At 49.4% G+C, this 22,543-nt stretch carries 22 protein-coding genes; 9 read left to right on the top strand and 13 right to left on the bottom strand.

The features are described 5' to 3' along the window. Positions 1-321: 321 nt before the first annotated feature. From nhaB to ACGHTT_RS08790, 3 genes are all read left to right on the top strand, one after another. Positions 322-1,821 (top strand): sodium/proton antiporter NhaB, encoded by a 1,500-nt coding sequence (gene nhaB, locus ACGHTT_RS08800; RefSeq protein WP_390594770.1) that lies wholly within the window; start codon positions 322-324, stop codon positions 1,819-1,821. A 111-nt stretch (positions 1,822-1,932) separates the two neighbouring features. Beyond that, positions 1,933-2,196, top strand: a complete 264-nt coding sequence (locus tag ACGHTT_RS08795; protein WP_390594769.1) for a hypothetical protein — start codon at positions 1,933-1,935, stop codon at positions 2,194-2,196. A 3-nt stretch (positions 2,197-2,199) separates the two neighbouring features. Next, complete coding sequence (locus tag ACGHTT_RS08790) at positions 2,200-2,844, top strand: acyltransferase (RefSeq protein WP_390594768.1); 645 nt, start codon at positions 2,200-2,202, stop codon at positions 2,842-2,844. A gap of 6 nt (positions 2,845-2,850) precedes the next feature. Here ACGHTT_RS08790 and ACGHTT_RS08785 read toward each other — a convergent pair whose 3' ends face one another. Both ACGHTT_RS08785 and ACGHTT_RS08780 read right to left on the bottom strand, forming a co-directional pair. Beyond that, positions 2,851-3,195, bottom strand: coding sequence for a hypothetical protein (locus tag ACGHTT_RS08785; RefSeq protein ID WP_390594767.1), 345 nt, complete (start codon positions 3,193-3,195; stop codon positions 2,851-2,853). A 7-nt stretch (positions 3,196-3,202) separates the two neighbouring features. Then, entirely contained in the window at positions 3,203-4,207 is a 1,005-nt protein-coding gene (locus tag ACGHTT_RS08780; RefSeq protein ID WP_390594766.1) for a nucleoid-associated protein, read from the bottom strand. 71 nt (positions 4,208-4,278) lie between these two features. Between ACGHTT_RS08780 and ACGHTT_RS08775 the strand changes: the two genes are divergently transcribed. Beyond that, positions 4,279-4,809 (top strand): DUF3806 domain-containing protein, encoded by a 531-nt coding sequence (locus ACGHTT_RS08775; RefSeq protein ID WP_390594765.1) that lies wholly within the window; start codon positions 4,279-4,281, stop codon positions 4,807-4,809. On the opposite strand, the gene ACGHTT_RS08770 is transcribed toward ACGHTT_RS08775, so the two are convergent. Further along, positions 4,806-5,411: a hypothetical protein gene (locus tag ACGHTT_RS08770; protein ID WP_390594764.1), complete on the bottom strand. Its 606-nt coding sequence runs from the start codon at positions 5,409-5,411 to the stop codon at positions 4,806-4,808. The genes ACGHTT_RS08775 and ACGHTT_RS08770 overlap by 4 nt on opposite strands. A gap of 224 nt (positions 5,412-5,635) precedes the next feature. Further along, positions 5,636-6,448 (bottom strand): 4-alpha-glucanotransferase, encoded by an 813-nt coding sequence (locus ACGHTT_RS08765; protein WP_390594763.1) that lies wholly within the window; start codon positions 6,446-6,448, stop codon positions 5,636-5,638. A 165-nt stretch (positions 6,449-6,613) separates the two neighbouring features. Here ACGHTT_RS08765 and ACGHTT_RS08760 point away from each other — a divergent pair, with 165 nt between their 5' ends. Next, positions 6,614-8,494, top strand: a complete 1,881-nt coding sequence (locus ACGHTT_RS08760) for a DEAD/DEAH box helicase (protein WP_390594762.1) — start codon at positions 6,614-6,616, stop codon at positions 8,492-8,494. Positions 8,495-8,573: 79 nt separating this feature from the next. Here ACGHTT_RS08760 and ACGHTT_RS08755 read toward each other — a convergent pair whose 3' ends face one another. From ACGHTT_RS08755 to ACGHTT_RS08735, 5 genes are all read right to left on the bottom strand, one after another. Beyond that, entirely contained in the window at positions 8,574-9,521 is a 948-nt protein-coding gene (locus ACGHTT_RS08755; protein ID WP_390594761.1) for a lysophospholipid acyltransferase family protein, read from the bottom strand. Positions 9,522-9,523: 2 nt separating this feature from the next. Continuing rightward, positions 9,524-9,808: a hypothetical protein gene (locus ACGHTT_RS08750; RefSeq protein ID WP_290262956.1), complete on the bottom strand. Its 285-nt coding sequence runs from the start codon at positions 9,806-9,808 to the stop codon at positions 9,524-9,526. An 8-nt stretch (positions 9,809-9,816) separates the two neighbouring features. Further along, complete coding sequence (gene rapA, locus ACGHTT_RS08745; protein ID WP_390594760.1) at positions 9,817-12,708, bottom strand: RNA polymerase-associated protein RapA; 2,892 nt, start codon at positions 12,706-12,708, stop codon at positions 9,817-9,819. A 156-nt stretch (positions 12,709-12,864) separates the two neighbouring features. Continuing rightward, positions 12,865-13,794, bottom strand: coding sequence for an electron transfer flavoprotein subunit alpha/FixB family protein (locus ACGHTT_RS08740; protein ID WP_390594759.1), 930 nt, complete (start codon positions 13,792-13,794; stop codon positions 12,865-12,867). Further along, a complete protein-coding gene (locus ACGHTT_RS08735) occupies positions 13,795-14,544 on the bottom strand; it encodes an electron transfer flavoprotein subunit beta/FixA family protein (protein WP_390594758.1) in 750 nt (249 codons plus the stop codon). Positions 14,545-14,937: 393 nt separating this feature from the next. Here ACGHTT_RS08735 and ACGHTT_RS08730 point away from each other — a divergent pair, with 393 nt between their 5' ends. Next, positions 14,938-16,563, top strand: coding sequence for an electron transfer flavoprotein-ubiquinone oxidoreductase (locus ACGHTT_RS08730; protein WP_390595013.1), 1,626 nt, complete (start codon positions 14,938-14,940; stop codon positions 16,561-16,563). Positions 16,564-16,620: 57 nt separating this feature from the next. Here ACGHTT_RS08730 and ACGHTT_RS08725 read toward each other — a convergent pair whose 3' ends face one another. From ACGHTT_RS08725 to ACGHTT_RS08715, 3 genes are read right to left on the bottom strand one after another with little or no spacing between them, the layout of a single operon-like run. Next, on the bottom strand, positions 16,621-17,148 hold the full coding sequence (locus ACGHTT_RS08725) for a DUF1285 domain-containing protein (protein WP_390594757.1): 528 nt from the start codon (positions 17,146-17,148) through the stop codon (positions 16,621-16,623). Between the two features lie 38 nt (positions 17,149-17,186). Next, positions 17,187-17,801 carry a DUF4823 domain-containing protein gene (locus tag ACGHTT_RS08720; RefSeq protein WP_390594756.1) on the bottom strand — a complete coding sequence of 205 codons (615 nt, stop codon included), beginning with the start codon at positions 17,799-17,801 and terminating at the stop codon, positions 17,187-17,189. 53 nt (positions 17,802-17,854) lie between these two features. Further along, positions 17,855-18,493 carry a TetR/AcrR family transcriptional regulator gene (locus ACGHTT_RS08715; RefSeq protein WP_390594755.1) on the bottom strand — a complete coding sequence of 213 codons (639 nt, stop codon included), beginning with the start codon at positions 18,491-18,493 and terminating at the stop codon, positions 17,855-17,857. A 116-nt stretch (positions 18,494-18,609) separates the two neighbouring features. Between ACGHTT_RS08715 and ACGHTT_RS08710 the strand changes: the two genes are divergently transcribed. Together ACGHTT_RS08710 and ACGHTT_RS08705 are read left to right on the top strand one after the other, a co-directional pair. Next, positions 18,610-19,458 carry an acyl-CoA thioesterase gene (locus ACGHTT_RS08710; protein WP_390594754.1) on the top strand — a complete coding sequence of 283 codons (849 nt, stop codon included), beginning with the start codon at positions 18,610-18,612 and terminating at the stop codon, positions 19,456-19,458. A gap of 67 nt (positions 19,459-19,525) precedes the next feature. Further along, the gene (locus ACGHTT_RS08705; RefSeq protein WP_390594753.1) at positions 19,526-19,852 is read left to right on the top strand and encodes a hypothetical protein; all 327 of its coding nucleotides are present in this window, start codon (positions 19,526-19,528) and stop codon (positions 19,850-19,852) included. A 342-nt stretch (positions 19,853-20,194) separates the two neighbouring features. Here the strand turns inward: ACGHTT_RS08705 and ACGHTT_RS08700 are convergent, their stop codons facing one another. Next, complete coding sequence (locus tag ACGHTT_RS08700) at positions 20,195-21,112, bottom strand: LysR family transcriptional regulator (RefSeq protein ID WP_390594752.1); 918 nt, start codon at positions 21,110-21,112, stop codon at positions 20,195-20,197. Positions 21,113-21,206: 94 nt separating this feature from the next. On the opposite strand from ACGHTT_RS08700, the gene ACGHTT_RS08695 reads away from it, so the two are divergent. Further along, entirely contained in the window at positions 21,207-22,511 is a 1,305-nt protein-coding gene (locus ACGHTT_RS08695) for an aspartate aminotransferase family protein (RefSeq protein ID WP_390594751.1), read from the top strand. The last annotated feature ends 32 nt before the right edge of the window (positions 22,512-22,543 follow it).

Raw genomic sequence — 22,543 nt, 5'->3', positions numbered from 1 at the left:
CAAGCCTCAGCGCTCGGTCTAACTAATTTGAGGGCGTATTATGCACTCGCTACAGTAAAGCCTATTTCACGCCAGATGAAAAATCGCCCTGTAACTATAGTATGCCCATTGGATTGGTTGACTATAATCAGGCAATTGGTTCTTTTTCGCTAGCGATCTTGTTGAAAATATTGATATTTTTAACAAAGGGGGTAGTCTTTAGCCCCCTAATATACGACGGTTTGAGACACGAAAATTACTATTGGGCTAGAAATGTGACCCAACCTATAAAAATACCATCATCAGGAGATGTGCAAGCTTAAGGCTTGCCGAGACCCCATTATGGCTCAATCGATCTCGCATGCGCTGATGAAAAACTTTTTAGGTCAAGCACCTCAATGGTATAAAATCACAATTATCTGCTTCCTAATCATCAATCCTTTTGTATTCTTCCTGAACGATCCATTCGTTGCCGGTTGGCTCCTTATTGGAGAGTTTATCTTTACCTTAGCGATGGCGCTTAAGTGCTACCCGCTCCAGCCTGGTGGACTACTGGCATTAGAAGCGGCGATCATCGGCATGGCCGGCCCAAAGGAAATCTACGATCAGGTTGCGGGCAATCTCGAAGTTATCCTGCTACTGATGTTCATGGTCGCTGGTATTTACTTCATGAAAAACCTGCTGCTCGTTGTATTTACCAAAATACTTATCGGCGTGCGCTCAAAAGCCCTGCTATCGCTGCTTTTCTCATTGGTTGCCGCCGTGCTATCCGCATTTCTGGACGCCCTAACCGTAACCGCCGTTTTAATCAGTGTTGCCGTTGGCTTTTACGCGGTTTACCATAACGTTGCGTCGGGCAACTCTGGAGCGAAACATGACCATGGCAATGACAACAACGTCACCGACAACCACCGCCAAGATCTAGAGCAGTTTCGTGCATTTCTGCGCAGTTTAATCATGCATGGCGCGGTAGGTACCGCTTTAGGTGGCATTTGTACACTGGTCGGCGAACCACAGAACTTATTAATTGCAGAAAAAGCCGGCTGGGATTTCATCACTTTTTTCCTAAAAATGGCACCAGTTACAATGCCTACACTTGCTGCCGGCCTTATCTGCTGTGTTTTGGTCGAGCAATTTAAACTCTTTGGCTACGGCGCCAGCATCCCCGACAAGGTGCGTGGTATTCTCGTTGATTACGACAAGCAAATGGTCTCAAACAGAACCAACGCTGAAAAAGCAGAGTTAATCATCCAGAGTATTGCCGCCGTCATTCTTGTTTTGGCACTGGCTTTCCACGTTGCCGAAGTTGGTTTAGTTGGGCTAATGATTATTGTACTGCTAACGTCGTTTAACGGCATTATTGACGAACACCAAATCGGCCACGCTTTCGAAGAAGCCCTCCCCTTCACATCTCTGCTTGTGGTGTTTTTTGCCATTGTTGCAGTGATTCACGAGCAGCACCTGTTTTCACCCATCACACACTGGGTATTGAGTCTTGAACCCGATCGCCAACTACCTATGTTTTTCATCGCTAACGGCGTGCTGTCCATGATTAGCGACAACGTATTTGTCGCAACCGTCTACATCAACGAAGTAAAAGACGCGCTTTTAGAAGGCACTATTGACCGACCGCATTTTGAAAAGCTAGCCATCGCCATTAACGCCGGCACTAATTTAGCCAGCGTTGCTACACCTAACGGCCAGGCCGCATTCCTATTTTTGCTGACCTCGGCACTGGCACCGTTAATTCGCCTCTCCTACGGAAAAATGGTTTTAATGGCACTACCCTACACCTTAGTGCTCGGTTCAGTCGGCCTCTTAATGGTAACTTACGCACTGTAAAAAGCTGGCGGGTAACGCCGCCATTTTTTTGCTGGTAGAGACCTGAATAACAACCAGAAATCTCGGGCACCTGAATCGACATACATTGAAATCGGCATTAATGAGGCCAACATGAAATATGACCAGTTCACCGAAGTTTTAGCTACATTCCCCAGTGGTCGCTTCATCATCAACAGCTTTCAGCTACGCAACATACTTTCTCACGCGCACTGCAAAAACGTGAGCGTAAGAGTGTTACACATTGGCACCATGCAATTAGATATAAACGATGTCATCAGCCGCTTAGGCAGCCATTCTCACCCGAGAATGGACAACATAAAAATCACTTGCCTCGATGGCGAAGTCATTATCGATGAACCCTATGTAGGCCACTAATCAGTGAGCGATCAAAGCGACCTCTATCGAGAGCAACACAAACAACGCCTAAACTATATGCCGTGGCTCTACTTTACCCTTAAAGCAAAGCATCTGGCTTGGGCAAATCAGTGGCAAAAGGAACTTCAGTCTTCCTTAGCACAACTGGAAAGTGTTCACTTTAGCGAAAACTGCTTCATAGCGAGTAATGCAAATATTTTTGCTGAACCAAAACGAGACATTTATCTGGGTGAAGGTTCGTTTATCGGCGCCAACTGCTACTTACACGGCCCCATTCACATGGGGCGCAATGTATCTATCAATCAACAATGTTTCTTAGAAGGCAGTAAAGCAGGCATCTATATTGGCGATAATACACGCATTGCAGCCGGCTGCTCACTCTACGCGTTCAACCACGGTATAGAGCCAGACACCTTAATATCAAACCAACCAATCAGCTCCAAAGGAATAAATATCGGTTCCGATGTCTGGATAGGTGCCAATTGCGGTCTGGTGGACGGGGTTACAATTGGCGATCACGCCGTTATTGGTATGAACAGCACTGTCACCAAATCAGTGGCGCCCTTTGCCATTATGGCCGGAGCGCCAGCAAGAAAAGTCGGTGACCGACGGGACAAACCTATTACAACTTACTTAAAAGCCGAGTGAGTCCACTTAAGTTCTTTTTAAAACCTGCTCATCTGGTGCAGATTCACCGGGCTCAACATTTAACTCACGCCGCGACTCATCTACCTGCTCTTGTAGATTCTCCAGCAGCCCTTGCCACGCATCGAGCAAAGCGGCATTAGCTTTTTTCACCATAGCCGGCAAGCTCTCCCCTTGCAGCTTTTCAACCGCGGCGTCTGTCGATGCCAAGCGCGCCTCCAGTACCTTGATTTGATGCTCCAACTGCAGAATGTGCGCGTGCAATTCCAGCTCGCGCTGATGCGACTCGTACAGTTGCCAACCAGCGACGACAATTAAACTCAGCATTAACAACGTCAATAATTTAGCTTTCATGCTCAACTCACACTTGATTACTTTGGACGTACTTGATGAGACGCGCCTTCAATGCAGGCGGGATCGACTTCAATACGAGCGAATCAGACTGGGGGTCATACACAATTGACTGACCCAAGCACTCCGAGGAAAAACTTAAACTTAGCTCGTCGCTTCGGCCACTAATACGCACAAATTGGCGCACTTGCTTTCGATCCGCAAAAAACTGGCTTGGTGCTTCGGGAGCAGTTTCGACGACAAACCGTTCAAATGCAGCTGGCTCAGTATCATCTATATGCAGAGACAACTCCGCAATGGCTACCGCGCGCCCACTTTTGTCTTGCTCAATACAAAAATCAGCCACCTGCTTTCTGCAAGCGACAGCTTTTTCTTCCTCTAAATTTGCACTGTATTTTTCAACTAACTGCAAAAACGCTGAGGTCTGAGCACTATTATCAACCGGGTCAACAAAACCACCGGCAACCTCAAACGCCTCGGCTAACGCCTTATCGCCTCGAGCGCGCAACATCGACAAATAAGGTTCATTAGACTGGGCTTGCCATGTATGCAGAGAAATTTTTATGCCAGCTCTTAGTCCACGTACATCAAGGTTTTTAGAAGACGCTAACTGGGTACTGGCATCAACAAATACACCACCCTCGTGCTGCACTAGGTATAAATAAATAGAATCCTCATCCGCTAACGTTTCATGAAACATCAGTAGGTAACCATCAAATACAGCATCGGCTTGTGTCAAATGAACCTGTAAGTGCTTGGCAAAACTTTCACTCATTTTGTGAAAGGTCTGTGTAGATTCTAGATAGCCACTAAGCCAACCTGGTAAAGGGCAGGCACCTATATCGTCGGAAAAATGACCGAATTGCTTACCCGCCTTACCAATAAATGCCAGTTTTAAATCTTGGCAGACATCCAACACAAGACCATTCACCTCATGCGCGCTGGTCGATGTTTGTAGCTGAGCAAGATCATCGCTATTGTAAAAACGATGAATTGAAAGTGCGTTAATGGCCATATAATCAATTACTTTCCGATAAAGTTTGGCATTCACAGACGTACAAACAGCAGGTAAGCTAGGCGTCAGGTATGCATTTGAAAAAGAAGGATATTATGCCCCATTTAACTAGGCGCAGCGTATGCAGTCTTGCAATATTATTAACCTGTGCCGCTACTGAAGCAGAAGAGCGAGCTAACATTAGTGAGCTAAGCTGGACTGATAAGCAATATATGACGGCGCAAATACAGCAGGTAGACGAACTGGTTAGGGATCAATTCGGCGGGCAGCTGCATGAATCAAGAGCCGACCTCGACCTACTTCAGCGCGTCATAAACCGAGGTGTCATAGACAAGAGCAACGTACAAACCCAACAGGCCCTAGGGATGGCGTTAGGTAATGTGATTGCCAAAGAAACGGGTATGAAATGGTATGCCTACAAAGACAGCAACGGTCGAAACCGAGCCCTGTGTGTGCCGGAAACAGACCACTGCCTATTTCCCGTAACCATGCTGTCTAGACGCATGTCTGTTGGACTTTACCCTGATGTGACTAAACTCTATAGCGAATCTATGGAGATGTTAGAGCCGCATCTGGCGAAAAGCCCCTACGATGTAAATTAATTACAGCGGTTGCCAGAGTAGTGGCCGAGATCCTTGGACAGGCGCTCTCTAGCGATAGCGCGAAAGGATCTAAAAGAAGCAGCCATAACACCCGATTGTTCTGCTGCCCGCAGCTGCTTAAGACGCTCATCGTCGGCATACCGAGCAAGCTTGTACTGCCGAGCCTTGGTGCTGCCATACAAAATGGGAACCCAATCATCCAAACACGCAACCGCATCCTCAGGATGTAACTCTAGGTAAGGAAAAAATGCGTTGTAAAGACCCACCAAATTTTTTTCACCAGGTGCGTGTAAACCACCAGGCGTAAACAGCGTAGCGCCGTAGCGGAAGGGAAGCATAACGAAATTATGCAGGGTTTTTAATAGCTGAAACACAGTATTGAGCGGCAGATAAACGACCAATATCGCACACTGAATAAGGAAGCGAAAACCACCGGCAGACCACGTTAAGCGGGCAACGTTAGCAGGCCAGAACAGGCGTTTAAAGTCTATGAGGCCTGAAAGGATAGCCCTTCGTTGGTATTTTCGAGCGATGTCAAAGCATGCAGCCTCTGCTTCGGAAAGCAGGCCCATATGCTTGTTGTGCGGGATAAGTAGGGTCATTTCCTTATGCCTTATCTGTAAAATACATCGCGTTTGCCAAATTGTGGCACTCGACTGCCAATTATAACCACAAGATCAACGAATACCATGCTTATAATGTCGCACAAATACCATAACCTTAGTTTATCACCTGCTAATATAGACCATAGTACAGGAAAGAAAAAGCCCCTCTCTTATAAGACACGTGTATTTACATGCCATTTAAATCTTTAAGGCGGCATTTATTAGTAGGTGGAAACGCCTTGCTGTAATAAGGCGCCCGGCAACCAACGATCAATCTCCTCAATAGCGCCGCAGCGCTCGAAGTCAATCAACACACTTGACCTAGACTTCAACCATGCCTCCATCGCCAGTTTTTGGGTCAAGGCTTTGGAACTAGTCACAGGCTCCCAACCCTGCAGATACACTAGACCCGCCGGCAGATAAAACAGAACCGGACCCGGACTTGCTTCCATCTGTCGACGATAGGAAAAGCTTATACCATGTAGGTACAGCCAAGCGCCGAGCCGCCCTTCCGCTGGCGTAGCATAATGGCGCCCATCGACACCCACCCCCTCCATTAAAGCGCTAACTACCTGCTTTAGCGCGTCATCATGCTCCAATTTCTCTGGCCAGCTAATATAGGGGATAGCCGACTCCTCAGCCCGATGCTGCTGACCGCCACGCGCGCGGCCTTCGCTGGTCAAGAGCCAGCCTTTTAACCCATGCACTTGCCAACCTAAATCGAGCAAAACCAAATTCAGTAATCGTGCCGGCAATCCAAACTTGAGCCCAAGCTGCGACGCCGATAACGGCGCCTCAGGCAGTGATCGCCACAACCCGTGGCTTAACACGGATTCAGGCCACGCCACATAATCGCCATACTTTGGGTGGTTAAGATAGACACCACCTTCAAACCGACCCTTCTCAGTTAACTGCCAACCCCCGTCCACTTTAATCATCCAGTGTGCTTGGGCTAACAAAATAAAAACTTCCTTAGGCTCTTTATCTAAGGTTTTGGCAAGCGCAGTGGTCGATAGGTACTTAAGGTCAGACATATTTGTCTCTAACTAAGGGCAATAAGAGGCGAACCATAATCGAGCTACTAAACTAGGTAAAGTATTACTCGCTATGGCGGGCGGTTTTTTGTACAATGCCGCCCCTTTAAAATTTGGCAACCGCGCGGGAAATAGCGGTAGGCCAACACTCTACTGAGATTATCCATGTCCTTGCCCACCAGCTTTGCCGACTTAGCATTGGCCCCTGCTGTATTAAAAGCAGTTGCCGATCTAGGTTACGAACAACCCTCGCCGATTCAAGCCCAAGCCATTCCCCATCTGTTAGATGGCCGCGATATTTTGGGCGTTGCCCAAACTGGCACCGGCAAAACTGCCGCTTTCGCCCTACCCTTGCTGACACGTGTAGACGCCAATTCCACCGAACCGCAGGTACTGGTGCTTACACCGACGCGCGAGCTGGCTATTCAAGTTGCCGAAGCCTTTCAGCGCTACGCCACTCACATTCGAGGCTTCCATGTTCTGCCCATTTACGGTGGCCAGGACATGCGTGCACAATTGCGTCAATTACAACGCGGCGCACAAGTTGTTGTGGGGACGCCAGGAAGGGTCATGGACCACTTAGGCCGTGGTAGTCTCAAATTAGACAATCTTCGCGCCATCGTGCTGGACGAAGCCGACGAAATGCTGCGCATGGGCTTCATCGACGATGTCGAGTGGATTCTCGAGCACACGCCGAAGCAGCGTCAAACAGCACTGTTTTCTGCAACCATGCCCGTGCAGATCAAGAAAGTCGCCGATCGCTATTTATCCAATCCAGCTGAAGTAAAAATATCACCCGAAAGCAGCACCGGTTCAAATATCGAACAGCGCTATTGGATGGTCAGTGGCACCAACAAGATGGACGCTCTAACGCGCATTTTGGAAGTGGAAAATTTTGATGCGATGATTATCTTCGTGCGCACCAAAACCGCCACCGTAGAGCTTGCCGAAAAATTGGAAGCCCGTGGTTTTTCCGCATCGGCGATCAACGGCGATATGAATCAGGCGTTGCGCGAGCGCACGATCGAACGCTTAAAGCAAAATAAATTAGACATTTTGGTCGCCACCGATGTTGCCGCGCGCGGTATCGATGTAGAGCGTGTCAGCCACGTCATGAACTTCGACATCCCCTACGATAGCGAAGCCTACGTGCACCGCATTGGTCGCACCGGCCGTGCAGGTCGCAGCGGCAAAGCCATTATGTTCGTAGCACCGCGCGAAAAACGATTGCTTTACGCTATCGAAAAAGCGACCAATCAACGCATTGAGCGCATGGAGCTACCCACTGGCGATGCCGTAACTAAACAGCGTATTGATCAGTTCAATGAACTGCTCATGAGCACGCTCACTGAGCAGCGTGATCAGCTAGATTTCTTTTATCAACTGCTCGCAGAGTTCAGCAAAGCCAACGACGTTTCGGCGGAAGAAATCGCCTCTGTTCTAGCATACTTATGTCAAAAAGAGCGCCCACTGCAGGTTAAGCTAGCCGATGTTCCCAATAGCCGAGACTTCGAACGTCGCGATGACCGTGGCAGCAGAAATGACCGCGATAGCGATCGCCGCGGCGGTGAGCGCAAAGACAAACGCGAGCGCAGCAAAGGTCCGCGTGAAGATATTCCAATGGATACCTATCGCTTAGAAGTCGGGCGCGATCACGGTGTTAAGCCCGGCGATATCGTCGGTGCCATTGCTAATGAAGCGGGTATAGACAGTCGCCACATTGGCAACATTCGTTTGCAAGGCGACCATAGCACGGTGGAACTACCAACCGGCATGCCAAAAGATACCCTCGCGCAACTGCGCCGCGTATTCATTCGCAGCCAGCCAATTAACATTTCCCTCGATGCGGGCGGTTCGTCAAACAACGACAGCCCTTACGGAGGCGATAAAAAACGCAGCTACTCGAATGACAAGCCGCGCAGTGACAAACCTAGAGGCGAAAGAGCAGCGAGGGGCGACAAGCCGCTAAGTCTTGGCGACAAGCCGGCCAAAAAGCCGCGCAAACCATCAGACGCAAAGCCAAAGCGCAGCCCTAAAAACGACTAAACTTACACCCTTCACGCTATAGTGTCAGCCGAGTCTTAATCGGCTGACACTAATCAATTCAAAAAGCTACACAGCCATTTTAATAAAGAGACTTCTCGCCGTCTGGTCTGGTCTTGAAACGCTTGTGCAACCACAAATACTGATCCGGATGACGAACAACAGATGACTCAATCATCTGATTCATTCGCAAAGTGTCAGACCACGCATCATCAGAGGGAAACCCCTCCAACTCATGTAGCTTTAACTCATAGCCAGATTCGTTCCGAAAAGCTTCTGCAAAAACAACCTGAGCACCAGTCTGAGCAGAAAAATCATGGAGGCTCGTAACCGTTGCCGCTGTCACACCAAAAAAAGGCACGAACACGCTGCGCTTACGCCCCAAGTCTTGGTCGGCCGCCAGCAATCCAGCATTGCCACGGCGTAAATTATCGAGGAACTCACCCACCTGTTTACGCGGCACTAATCGCACATCAAACCGCGAGCGCGAGCGTGTTGCCATATACTCCCAAAACGCATTATTGTTAACTCGAAACAACACATGGTAAGGGCGCAATAGAGAGAGGTAGGCGTAGACAATTTCAACACAGGTATTATGCAAACCAAAAAACAAAACCGGTTTACCCTCAAGTTTCTTTATCAGCGCCAAACTGGAATCGTCGACATTAAACAAGCGAGCAAGCTTATCCTTATCGCTCCACCAGACTAAACCACTCTCAAACAGGGTCAAACCCGCACCGGCAAAGTGCTCGCGCACAACCGCCAATCGCCTCGCTTCGCTCCAATCAGGAAAGCACAGCTCTAGATTGCGTAGCGCCACTCGCCTCCGACTTCGCACAACATAAAACAAACTCAAACCAAACGAACGTGCAAGCCAGCGCATCCACGCATAAGGCAACCGAGTTACCAACCAAAGCAATGCAAACCAGAGCCACAACAACCAATATTTTGGCGAAACAAAAGACCAACGAAATACTGTATTTTGCAGATGTAAATCACTGGTATTTTTCTGTCGATTAGATTTAACCATAGCTAGGCTTCATCAAACATCTGAATATGATACCCCGCTTCTACGGCATCTTTTAACGCCTTGTCGGCACTTAACACCCGCTTATCGGTGACCGTTGCAAGGGGGAGCTTCTTTCTGTTTTCTATAACAGCTTCAGTGAAACCCGCACGCATCAAATAGATTTTGCACAAATTTTCAGCGCCAAATAAATCTAAAAAGTTGATATAAACAATAAATGGCACCTGCTGGCCTACCGAAACACCGTCTCGAGCCTTAACCGCTTTTGCCATAACAGAAAATACGTACATGCGTTACCTCAAGTTGCAAGAATGACGCGTAGCGCGTCAAGTTTCAGGGAAGCGGATGCCAAATACTCGTTCAAGACTTGCTTATCCTGCTTCAATTTTTCAATCTCCAACGGACGAATTGCTGGGTTAACCTTCGCCAGCGCCACTAGACGGTTAATTTCCTCGCCCAATTTCGTGTCTAAATTTTCGTGTGCTTGGGCCAATAACGCATCCTGACGCGGTGCGACCGCTAACTGTGCCTTTTTGACCAACTCAGCAATGGTTTCACGCGCTTGCTTAGCTATTTGCTGCGCCGTATTACGCGGCAGCTTTTGCAATAAAGGCAATAACTTTTCGCCCGACAGCACATCAGATAAATCGCGCCCATTGATATCCACGAGTACGCGCAGTGGCGTCATCGGTAAATAGCGAAATAGTTGCAAATGATTCGGCGCTGCAACATTGAGCAGAAATACGGCTTCTAGCATAAGTGTGCCGGGCTTAATTGGCCCGAGCTTAATCGTTGCCACCGCGGTATTGCCGAAACCACCACTCAACACCATATCCATGGCGCCCGAGACCATGGGATGCTCCCAGGTAAGGAAGTCAATGTCTTCGCGCGCCAATGCCATTTCACGCTGATAGGTTACAGTCACACCATCGGCCGGCAATGCTGGAAAGTGAGCACACTGCATGTGATCGCCCGGCAATAACACCAAACTAACGGAACTGTGCACCTCTTGTTCGACCCCATAAGCATCGTAAATCTGGCCCATATAGTCCTCTAAGGCCAGTCTATTTTCCTGCTCAAACAATGACTCAATCACTTCATCAGCAACATCTTCGCGACAAGAGTTAAGCTCCAACAAACGGTTGCGCCCTTGCTCAAGCGCAGCCCGTAATTGTTCGGCTTGCGTTTTTGCCTCTGTCAGCAAACCTTCCCAATCGCCACCACCCTGGCCAAGAAACGCCTGTAACCTTTGTTCCTGCGCTTCATAAATTGCCGCACCAACATGACAAACCTGCTCAAAAGCATTCAGCCCTTGGTGATACCACTGAAATAGCTTTTCTTGCAGCGAACCAGAAAAATAAGGTACCCAGATATTCACATCGCGACGCTGACCTATACGATCCAATCGACCAATTCGCTGTTCCAATAAATCTGGATTAGTCGGCAAGTCAAACATCACTAAATGACTCGCGAATTGAAAATTCCGGCCTTCGCTGCCGATTTCAGAACAAATAAGGGCCTGCGCGCCCTCTTCCGCATCGGCGAAATAGGCCGCCGCCCTATCACGCGCAATCAAGGTTAACCCCTCGTGAAAGGCAGTAACCGCAAAGCCTTCGCTTAAACGTAAATGCCCCTCTAAATCTAGAGCGGTTTGCGCCGTCGCACAAATCACCAACACCTTTTCTTTGCGGTGTTGTTTTAACCACTGCACCAACCACTCAACACGCGCGTCCATCATGGTCCAGCCATCGCCGAACCGCTCGCGTAATAACTGTTCTGGGTACAAACCTGTGACTGAGAAATCTTCAGCTGGGGTTAGTGCAACGGGGTTAACAATCCGCCCTGGAAAACCAGACACCCCCTGGCGCGTATTTCTAAATAAAACACGGCCCGTGCCATGTCGATCCAAGAGTTGATTTAAAATTTGCTGTAATAAATGCTCACGCTCTTCACCCGCAACACTTATTACTAAGGCGTCAACGAGTTCAACATCCACGACCTCACGCAACTTACCCAACACCTGATCAGGTACAGATTCTTTTGCCTTTTCTTCTAACGGTAAAAGCGATTGAACCAAATCGTTAACATGGGAGTAACTGGATTCCTGCTCCTTGAAAACAGCTAAATCGTAATAGCGATCTGGGTCCAGCAAGCGTAAACGAGCAAAGTGACTTTCCACACCTAATTGCTCCGGCGTTGCCGTTAGCAATAACAGACCCAGGGCTTTCGCCGCCAACGCTTCAACGGCAAGATAGGCAGAGCTAGCGCCTTGTGCAGACCATTTAAGGTGATGCGCTTCATCCACCAGCAATAAATCCCAAGACGCCTCTAACGCTTGCGCCAAACGCTTCTCACTATTGGCCAGAACCGACAGAGGGCATATCACCAACTGGGCAGAATCAAACGGGTTTACTGCAGCACCAGCCTCGCTAAATTCAGCGAAAGGATCTTCGTCATCGCTAATGTCCGCTTCTAAATCTTGCAGGCGATCTTCGGTAAACAAACTGAACTGCAAATTAAAGCGCCGCAGCATTTCCACTAACCACTGATGAATTAGTGTGTCGGGCACTAAAATCAACACCCGATTAGCACGGCCATTAATAAGCTGCTGATGGATAATTAGCCCAGCCTCAATGGTTTTACCTAAGCCAACCTCGTCCGCCAATAAAACCCTCGGTGCATAGCGGCGCCCCACTTCATTGGCGATATACAGCTGATGCGGCAATAATTGTACCCGAGCCCCGAGCAAGCCATAGGTAGCTGCTGTTTGCTGCTCGCGCATAAATTCAAGCGTTTGCAAACGCAAATTAAAGCGCTTTAAGGAGTCAACTTGGCCAGAAAACAATCGATCCATTGGGGCCGAAAATTGCACAAAGGAATCGAGATCTATCTCATCAAGCTCATGGCTGTTGCCACTGGCATCCATACCGATATAAACCAGTAATTTTCCATCTTCAACAATCTCCTGAACCTTTATTTTAAGGCCCTCAGCAGAGCGAATTGCATCGCCACGTTGATAACGCACGCGGCTTATGGGCGCATTGTTGATAGAGTACATTCGCCGCTCACCGGCTGCAGGGAAGCTTAGCGTTACCAATCGATCTTCGACCTCTAACACCAAGCCGAGCCCAAGTTCTGCCTCGGTATCACTGATCCAGCGCTGACCTATTTCAAATTCCTGATTGGACACTCGGTACCTCATCTGTTCTGGCGGTTATTTGCGCAAATAAAAAAGGCCGCATTATACCCCTCACGCGCGCCCAGCGAGCGCTTAATTTGCTCTAGGCCTTAAATTTTAGACATAAAAAAACCGGCCACAGGGCCGGCTTTTACGATCGAGGCGCACTCAGAGTTTACTATCTAACTCAGGCACGGCATCAAACAAATCAGCCACTAAGCCATAGTCAGCCACCTGAAAGATAGGCGCTTCCTCGTCTTTATTGATGGCTACGATCACTTTACTGTCTTTCATACCCGCCAGATGCTGAATCGCGCCAGAAATACCAACGGCAACGTAAAGATCTGGGGCAACAATTTTACCCGTCTGACCAACCTGCATGTCGTTAGGTACGAAGCCTGCATCAACTGCCGCGCGCGACGCACCAACAGCAGCGCCCAACTTGTCGGCTACTTTGTACAGCAGCTCAAAGTTATCGCCATTTTGCATGCCGCGACCACCGGAAATAACAATCTTGGCACTGGTTAACTCAGGGCGATCGCTCTTTGCCAACTCTTCGCCAACAAAGCTCGACTTGCCTGCATCGTGCGCAGCCGCAACGGCTTCAACAGCGGCAGAACCACCCTCGGACGCAACGGCGTCAAAAGCTGTACCACGAACGGTAATCACCTTGATAGCATCTGAGCTTTGTACGGTCGCAATCACGTTACCGGCATAAATGGGACGCTCAAAAGTGTCTGCACTCACCACACCGGTAATATCCGAAATAGCCTGTACATCTAACAGAGCCGCCGCACGTGGCAGCACGTTCTTACCATTCGTCGTCGCTGGTGCCAAAATATGGGTGTAATTTTTACCCAGCTCGGCAATCAATAAACCGAGGTTTTCGGCCAGCGCGTGACTGTAGGCTGCATTATCGGCAACCAGCACCTTGGCAACACCCGCTACTTTTGCCGCAGCTTCACCTACCGCCGCGCAACCGACACCGGCCACTAGCACATGAATATCACCACCAATGGCATTAGCCGCCGCCACGGTGTTTAAGGTCGCCGCCTTTAGGGAGGCGTTATCGTGTTCCGCAATTACTAAAATAGTCATTTAGATCACCTTCGCCTCATTTTTAAGCTTATCAATCAACTGAGCCACGTCGGCAACTTTAATGCCGGCTTTACGCTCAGCCGGTGGTGTTACTTTTAGCAGCTTAACGCGAGCAGCCGTATCAACGCCTAAATCCGCAGGGCTAACCACATCTAGCGGCTTCTTCTTTGCCTTCATGATGTTGGGTAGCGATGCGTAGCGTGGCTCGTTTAAGCGCAAGTCTGTGGTAACAATAGCTGGCAAGCTCAGCGCAACTGTTTGCAAGCCGCCGTCAATTTCGCGGGTCACGTTAACTTTGCCATCGGCAACAGCCACTTCTGACGCGAAAGTACCTTGGCCCATGCCTGTTAAAGCGCCAAGCATCTGACCTGTTTGGTTGTTATCGCCATCGATAGACTGCTTACCGAGAATAACCAGATCGGGGCTTTCTTTTTCAACCAAGGCTTTTAGGCACTTAGCAATAGCCAAAGGCTCCAGCTCGGCATCAGTTTCAACCAGAATACCGCGATCGGCGCCCAGCGCTAAGGCTGTGCGGATCTGCTCTTGAGATTGCTTTGCGCCGATTGAAACCGCAACGATTTCAGTGGCTACACCCTTCTCTTTCAGGCGTACCGCTTCTTCAACAGCAATTTCACAAAATGGGTTGATAGACATTTTGACGTTGGCGATATCTGCGCCCGTACCGTCTGCCTTTGCGCGTACTTTCACGTTGTAATCAACAACGCGTTTTACAGCTACAAGAATCTTCATGGAGTTTCCATTCGCTCTTCTGATGTGAACACAAGCATGAGCGATATCATGCTCACCTAGTTTACTGTCTCGCGATTATCCGGTATAAATTCGAACAAGCGTTTGAGAACACCGCTATACTGACGTTTTTGCCGTTAAAAGGCAAGCCGAACACGAGAGTGATGCGGCGAACTACAGCCTAGCTGAGGTGGATCAACGACACAGATTTTTTTTCAAAAGCCCTGCAAAAACAAAGGGTTTCGCCCTATTTTGGCAGTTAATTTGAGCATTTACGGCATTGGTTAGATTGCCTATTGGCCACTATAATCCATGCAGATTTAAGCAAGCACCCATCCAGTAGCGATTACCGGACAAAGCCAGCATAACGAGGAAAGCACCGTGGAAAGAGAATTTATGGAATATGACGTCGTCATCGTAGGCGCAGGCCCAGCGGGCTTGTCGACCGCCTGTCGATTACGTCAAATAAACCCAGAAGTTAGCGTGTGTGTTGTTGAGAAAGGCTCAGAGGTGGGTGCGCATATCCTATCGGGCGCCGTGTTTGAGACTACCGCGCTCAATGAACTCTTTCCCGACTGGAAAGAAAAAGGCGCGCCACTGCACACAGAGGTCACCGGCGACGATATTTACCTGCTTAAGAGCGCCGAAAAAGCCCAAAAAATTCCTGGCTTGTTCGTTCCTAAAACCATGCATAACGAAGGCAACTACATTATTAGCCTTGGTAACCTTTGCCGCTGGCTCGCAGAACAAGCCGAAGCCCTTGGCGTGGAAATTTTCCCCGGTTTTGCCGCATCGGAAATTTTATACAACGACGACGGCAGCGTTAAAGGTATTGCCACCGGCGACATGGGCGTCAGTGCCAGCGGCGAGCAGAAAGATAGCTACATGCTGGGCATGGAATTACACGCTAAATACACGGTTTTCTCAGAGGGTTGTCGCGGCCAACTGGGCAAACAGCTCATCGCCAAATTCAAATTAGACGAAGGCAAAGAGCCGCAGCACTACGGCCTCGGCATTAAAGAGCTGTGGACCATTCCTGCCGAACAGCACCAACAAGGCCTCGTGGTTCACACCGCAGGCTGGCCGCTATCAGAAAGCGGTTCGGCCGGCGGCAGCTTTCTTTACCACATCGAAGATAACCAAGTTGTGGTGGGGTTAATCACTGACCTATCCTATAGCAACCCGCACGTTAGCCCTTTCGATGAGTTCCAGCGCTATAAGCACCACCCCGTCATCGCAAAATACTTGACCGGCGGCTCGCGGGTTTCTTACGGCGCCCGCGCTATCGTAAAAGGCGGCTTGCAATCACAACCTAAAATGTCATTTCCCGGTGGCCTGTTAGTTGGCGACAATGCCGGCACTTTGAATTTCGCCAAAATTAAAGGCACCCACACGGCCATGAAGTCGGGCATGGTCGGCGCCGAAGTGATTGCAGAAGCCTTGGCCAACAATCGTCAAAGTGACGATTTAACCAGCTACGCGGCTGCCTATAAGGCCTCTTGGGCCTGGAAGGAACTGCACGCCCAGCGCAACTTTGGCCCAGCCCAGCACAAGTGGGGCAACCTGCTCGGCTCGGCTTATGCCTTCATCGATATCAACATCTTTAACGGTAAACTGCCTTGGACCTTATCCGATCCAACGCCCGATTATGCGCAACTGAAGCCAGCCGCTGATTGCCCAAAAATTGCCTACCCTAAGCCCGATGGCAAATTGAGCTTTGATAAACTTTCATCGGTATTTTTATCCAATACCAACCACGAAGAAGATCAACCTTGTCACTTGCAGCTAAAAGATAAGGACATTCCCATTCAGGTGAATTTGGCGAAATTTGACGAGCCGGCACAACGCTACTGCCCAGCCGGTGTTTACGAGGTGATTGATAACGCAGACGGTAGCAAACGCTTCCAAATCAATGCCCAAAACTGTGTGCACTGTAAAACTTGCGATATCAAAGACCCCGCACAAAACATCACGTGGGTGGCACCAGAAGGCACAGGCGGCCCCAATTATCCCAACATGTAACTGCTAAATAAAAAAGGGATTCATTGAATCCCTTTTTTATTACCTCTGTTTAGCTGACTAAGACAACGGGAAAAACTCACCTGCACTCCAAACGCCGTATACACCGTCAATCGACTGCTCCGCCCATTCGACCAATTGGTAATAAACATTTCGATGAATTAACGCATCTAGCTCATAGCGCACCCTAACCACCGGCCTGGGTTCACCCGCCTCGTTTACATCGACAAATAACCGATGTTGTTGATCCAACAGGAAACTATCCCCCGTAGAGGAGGCAAAATGAATCTGTGCGCCGCTGCCCTCGCCTTGTCGCTCCGCGGCAACAACCAAAAGCGGCTCTTCATCGACCTTGATACGCCACTTTTCTACCGGCGTAACCAAGAAATACTCGTCGTTTTCGCGCCATAAAATTGAGGCGAAAAGCTGCACTAATTTTTCGCGTTTGATCAAATCACCATCGTGATACCAGCGACCATCGCGCGCAACTCTAATATCGATATCACCAGACAGCGCAGGGGTCCACTTGTGTACAGGCGGAATTTTAGCGCTGGCCTGCATTTGCTTTTCGATTGACTCAATACTCATGCCATGGCCATTAACAAAGATTGAGCCCAAGCATATCGCTATTTAGGTCGCTCTGCCCGTTTATAGACGTAACCTTGGGCAAATTTTTCAAAGCCTTCGGTAAACATAGCATCGGGTTCGGAGCTAATACTCGGTAGCCAGCTCTCTTGATTAGTAATATTTACACTATCGATCATTTTGGCACTGATCACATCGTAAATAACCAACTGAACACCAACTCTATCGCGGCCAAAAGGCTGGTCTGGTTCCCCAGCCCGCCACTCTTCAACGCTAAAGGCGCCATCACCTTGGTATAGGTATTTGGGGTACACCATGAAGTTGGCACCGTTAGATCTAGCATTTTTTAACGCCGACGACACATCCAAGCGCTCGGTGGTGAGCGAAACTACGGCAAACTCTTGCCGCAGAGCGGCAGCCAAAGCACGGGACATTTGGTAATCACTTTCAGCGTCTGGCGCACTGGCGGTTACGGCAACTAACCAGTGACTGTGGCGCGGCACCACCCAATCTCTACCGCCGTTTACCTGCGGCCTAGACACGAGCTGTAAATCCGAGAGCACGGCTTGGGTATTGGTTACCGTGTGGTTAAACGTGCAGCCTACACAAAGATTGAGCAGGCCCACCAATAGAAAGGTTTGAATCGACTTGTTCACGGACACACCTAAAATAAAACCACGAGTAAAGGTGTACAGCAATCTCCGTGCCGTTAAGATTTGTTGCGCTGTGGATCGAGGTTGCCCATGTGCACCCCCATATCTTTAATGAAGTTCATTAATCCATCCATATCGTCAACTAAAGGCCTAAAAGAACGCGAGTGGTAAAGCTCTACCGCGCCCTGTGTTAAGGCCCAATAAGCAGCATAATAGAAATATGGCGGCACCTTTTTCAATCGCCCCTCCTCAATTCGACGCTCGAACATCACATTCAATGTATCTTGGGTCGAGTTGCGAATAGCATGCAGCTGAACAATGGCATCGGGCGCCATGTTCAAAGAGATAATTTTTTCTTCAAGGCGCTGAAATAACCGATCGCGTTGCGGGTCTGCAATACGGCTTTCAAAATAGATTCTAGCCGTAGCAGCGAAATCACCACTCTCAGCCAGTTTAAAACTCTCTTTTAAACGCTCCGCCAAGCGCTGCTCGTAGTCGAACAACAAGCGCATATAAATTTCAACTTTGGAGGTGAAGTGCTTATAGATAGTACCCTTGCCAATATCGACTGTTTCAGCAATTTGCTCGACCGTGACCTTTTCTTCGCCATGTTCAAGCAACAGCGCTAGCGCTGCATCTAAGATGCGCTGCTCTCGCTGGCGGAACTTCTGGACTTTCTCGCGGGCTTTATCCATGCTTCACACTCTCGGTCAATAACTGTGACTAATAGTAATGCATAAGTCTCCAAGTTTCTAAGCTTGGACGCAATTCCCACTATTCGCAAAACCCATTCTGAAGAGTTGCCCCACTTATGACTAACCCTCTGTTGAACATTCTCGATATTGAACAGCTCGACCTGAACCTATTCCGGTCCCGCCAACATCAAGAAAATCACCGCAACCACCTGTTTGGCGGACAGGTATTAGGTCAAGCCCTAATGGCAGCGGCCCGCACCGTGGAAAATCGACGACCGCACTCATTGCACGCCTACTTTATGCGCCCTGGGGTGAGCGATATACCGGTAATTTACGATGTAGATCCGATTCGCGATGGCGGCAGTTTCACCACACGCCGCGTTGTCGCTCGCCAAAAAGGCCGCGCCATCTTTAACATGGCCTGCTCATTCCACATTGAAGAACCGGGCTTTAGCCACCAAATATCACTCGACACGACACCGCCCAGCCCTGAACAGCTGCAAAATACTAGCTTTAAAGAGTCGGTCCCAGGCGCCAAGATCGAAACACCCGATGCTCACGGCATGTTCTTCGAGTTGCGTTCGGCCAGCCCAGAAATGTATTTTTCCGATCAGGCGCTGCCGCCCTATAGCCAGTTTTGGATGCGTGCTGTGTCAGGCCTACCCAACGACCCCATTCTGCACTGCGCCGCCCTCGCCTACGCGAGTGATATCGGCCTGATGGCAACCTCCACACTGCCGCACCCAACCTCCATCATGTCTGCCAAACTTATGCCGGCGAGTATCGATCATGCCATGTGGTTTCACGCCGATTTTAGGGTCGATGATTGGCTGCTCTACAGCACCGATAGCCCGTGGGCCGGCGGCGCGCGCGGCCTTAACCGAGGGCTGATCTACAATCTAGATGGCAAGTTAGTAGCATCCACCATGCAAGAAGGTCTTATACGGCCAATAGAACCGCGTTAATCACAGCAATTACGCTAATGGCTCCTATACTCAAATAAGTCACCATTTGGGTATATAGGAGCTGTGTATGACCACCATGTGTATTTCAGACGCCATCGTAACCTTGGAAGAACTACTTGGTTGCTTAGATGACGCCTACTGGGAAGCATCAAGCCTTGAAGGTAAAGACCACTTCTACAACTTGATTAACGCCATACACCAAGAGATGTCCGAGCTAAACAAACTCAGCGTACAAGACCACAACTTAACCTACGAAATTATCTGCAGCGATTTCCGTCTCGCCACCACTGAACTCGACAGTTTAACCGCGAAACCCCACAACAGCGTTATCAGATCTAAAACCGCAAAACGCCTCGGTCAAGCAGCTGATGCTTTGAGTAAGTTACTGAATTAAGCACCGCCTTAACCGCCAGGCGCTAACAAATAACAAACTGATAAATAGGTATTTTGATCTAACTTTGGTAAGGCTTATAAGTCAATTTGCATGAATATGTCCATTTCAACCATTAGACGTCACCCACTAGTCCAAATTTGTTTAATAAGCCGAAAAAACGTACTGGCGAAACACCAAAGGTAAACGATACTTAGACATACCGGTGACGCAATCCCCAACGTGCAATGTGAAACCGGTAGCTATGCGAATAGCTGGTTTCTAGGATTTTATCCTTTATGTTTCACTCCTAATGGTCTTGGCCCGGCGCTCTCCCCCAGAAACGCCGGGATTTTTTTATGTGCGCTATTCGTGCACTTTCGCCAAACAAGTTAAAAATAAATCCAACAAGCGCGAGGGTTTAGGTGACGTGCGCCATATCGCTTCAAATTCACACATATAACTAAACTTCGGATGATTCAATTTAGCCAGCCGCCCGTCCTCCACCAAAGCGCGCGCGTAATGATCTGGTAAGTAACCAATAAAAACGCCCGACAACAACAAATGCACAATGGCCTCTTGATCGTAAGCGGTGGCCGCGCGAGTCAACCCCAGCGCTCGCGCTTGCTCCATATTGGGTGAATGGTAGCCTAACCCAGCGTACTGGCACTGCAGCAAGCTCGCCTCGTCAATTAGCGCATTCGCCTGACCAAACAGCGGATGTAAATTGCCACAATAAAGATACATGGACTCATCAAACAAGGGCCGATAAGACAAACTCGCCGAGGTTCGATGGCTCGGGATAACACCACACTGAAAGCGCCCTTCGATAACGCCGCGCTCAATTTCGTTGAGCGGCTCTACAAACATTTCAATACTGACATCAGGCGCTTGCTCGGCAAACAAAGCAATGGCTTGGTGTAGCCGGCACTTGGGGTTAGTGGCCATTTTATCAAACAGCGCCAAGGTTAAATTACCCGTTAAGCGCCGCCGAAGGTCATTTACATCACCGCGAAACTCATCCAGCGAGCCCATCAACCGAAGCGCCGATTGGTATACTTGGCGCCCCTCTGCCGTTAGCGCAAAGCCACTGCGCCCGCGTCGACACAGGGATAAACCCAAGCGCAACTCCAAGTCCTTAACATGACGGCTAATAGTTGAGCGACCAATATTGAGCTCCAGCTCAGCCGCCGAAATACCGCCACTCTCTACCACTACTTTAAACACTCGCAACAACCGCAAATCCGGGTCGCTGAGCTGACCCAACCACGCCTTTTGTTTCATAAATAGCACACTTTATTACGATACATTGATATTTATACAACATAACAACATCGCTAGAGTAGCGCCATTCCCTATTCAGCCAGAGTAATTGATCATGCGTAATCATCTAGATGCTCATTGGATGCCCTTTTCTGCGAACCGATCCTTTAAACAGAACCCGCGCATGATCGCCAGCGCTGAGGGCGCGTATTTCAAAGATGATCGCGGTCGCACGATCTTTGATGGCCTCTCGGGCCTATGGACCTGCGGGCTTGGCCATTGCCGCAGCGAGATCAGCGACGCTATCGCCAAGCAGGCAAAAACCTTAGATTACAGCCCTGCCTTCCAATTCGGCCACGAGCTATCCTTCGAGCTAGCGAACAAAATTGTCGACCTCATGCCGGCCAGCTTAGATTACGTTTTCTTCACTGGCTCTGGCTCTGAGAGCGCCGATACGTCGCTAAAAATGGCCAGAGCCTATTGGCGCAAAAAAGGCATGCCCAGCAAAACCCGCCTTATCGGTCGCGCCAAGGGCTACCACGGAGTCAACTACGGTGGCATCAGCGTCGGTGGTATTGGCGCCAATAGAGCCCTGTTTGGCGATCTAATAGCCAGTGATCACCTGCCCCACACCCTATTGAAAGACCAACCCTTTCAAAAAGGCATGCCTGAAAAAGGTGCGGAGCTGGCCGATGATCTACTCGAGCTAATTGCACTGCACGATGCCTCAAATATTGCCGCCGTTATTGTCGAGCCGTTTGCTGGCTCGGCTGGGGTCATTATTCCGCCAGTTGGCTATCTGCAGCGGCTGCGAGAAATTTGCGACCAGCACAACATTCTGCTTATTTTCGACGAGGTTATTACCGCCTTTGGCCGCTGCGGCGCCATGACTGGCGCCGAGGCCTTCGGCGTCACACCAGACATACTAAATATTGCCAAGCAACTGACGAACGGCGCAGTGCCCATGGGCGCGGTAGTGGCTAAAGCCGAGATTTATCAAACCTTTATGGATGCTGGTGGCCCCGACTATTTGTTGGAATTCCCGCACGGCTACACTTATTCAGCCCATCCACTCGCCTGCGCCGCCGGCATTGCTGCACTCGATCTGTTAGTTAAAGACCAGTTAGTAGCGCGGGTAGCGAATCTTGCACCCTACTTCGAAACCCAGTTACACCAACTGCAAGGCAAGCCCCACGTGGCCGGCATTCGAAATTATGGCTTTGCCGGTGCGCTCACCTTGGCACCTTACCCTGGCGAGCCAGCGAAACGACCTTACGAAGTCGCCATGCGGATGTGGGACAAAGGTTTCTACGTGCGCTACGGTGGCGACACCCTTCAGCTGGGCCTGCCCTTTATCACCGAAAAACAGGAAATCGACACGCTTATCAGCGCCCTGTCCGATAGCCTTAGCGAAAAATAAGCCGGTATCAACACACACTTTGAATTTGAGTT

It is taken from the genome of Simiduia litorea, assembly GCF_042853465.1.
Lineage (GTDB): Bacteria > Pseudomonadota > Gammaproteobacteria > Pseudomonadales > Cellvibrionaceae > Simiduia > Simiduia litorea.
This window is presented reverse-complemented; position numbering and strand designations above follow the sequence as displayed.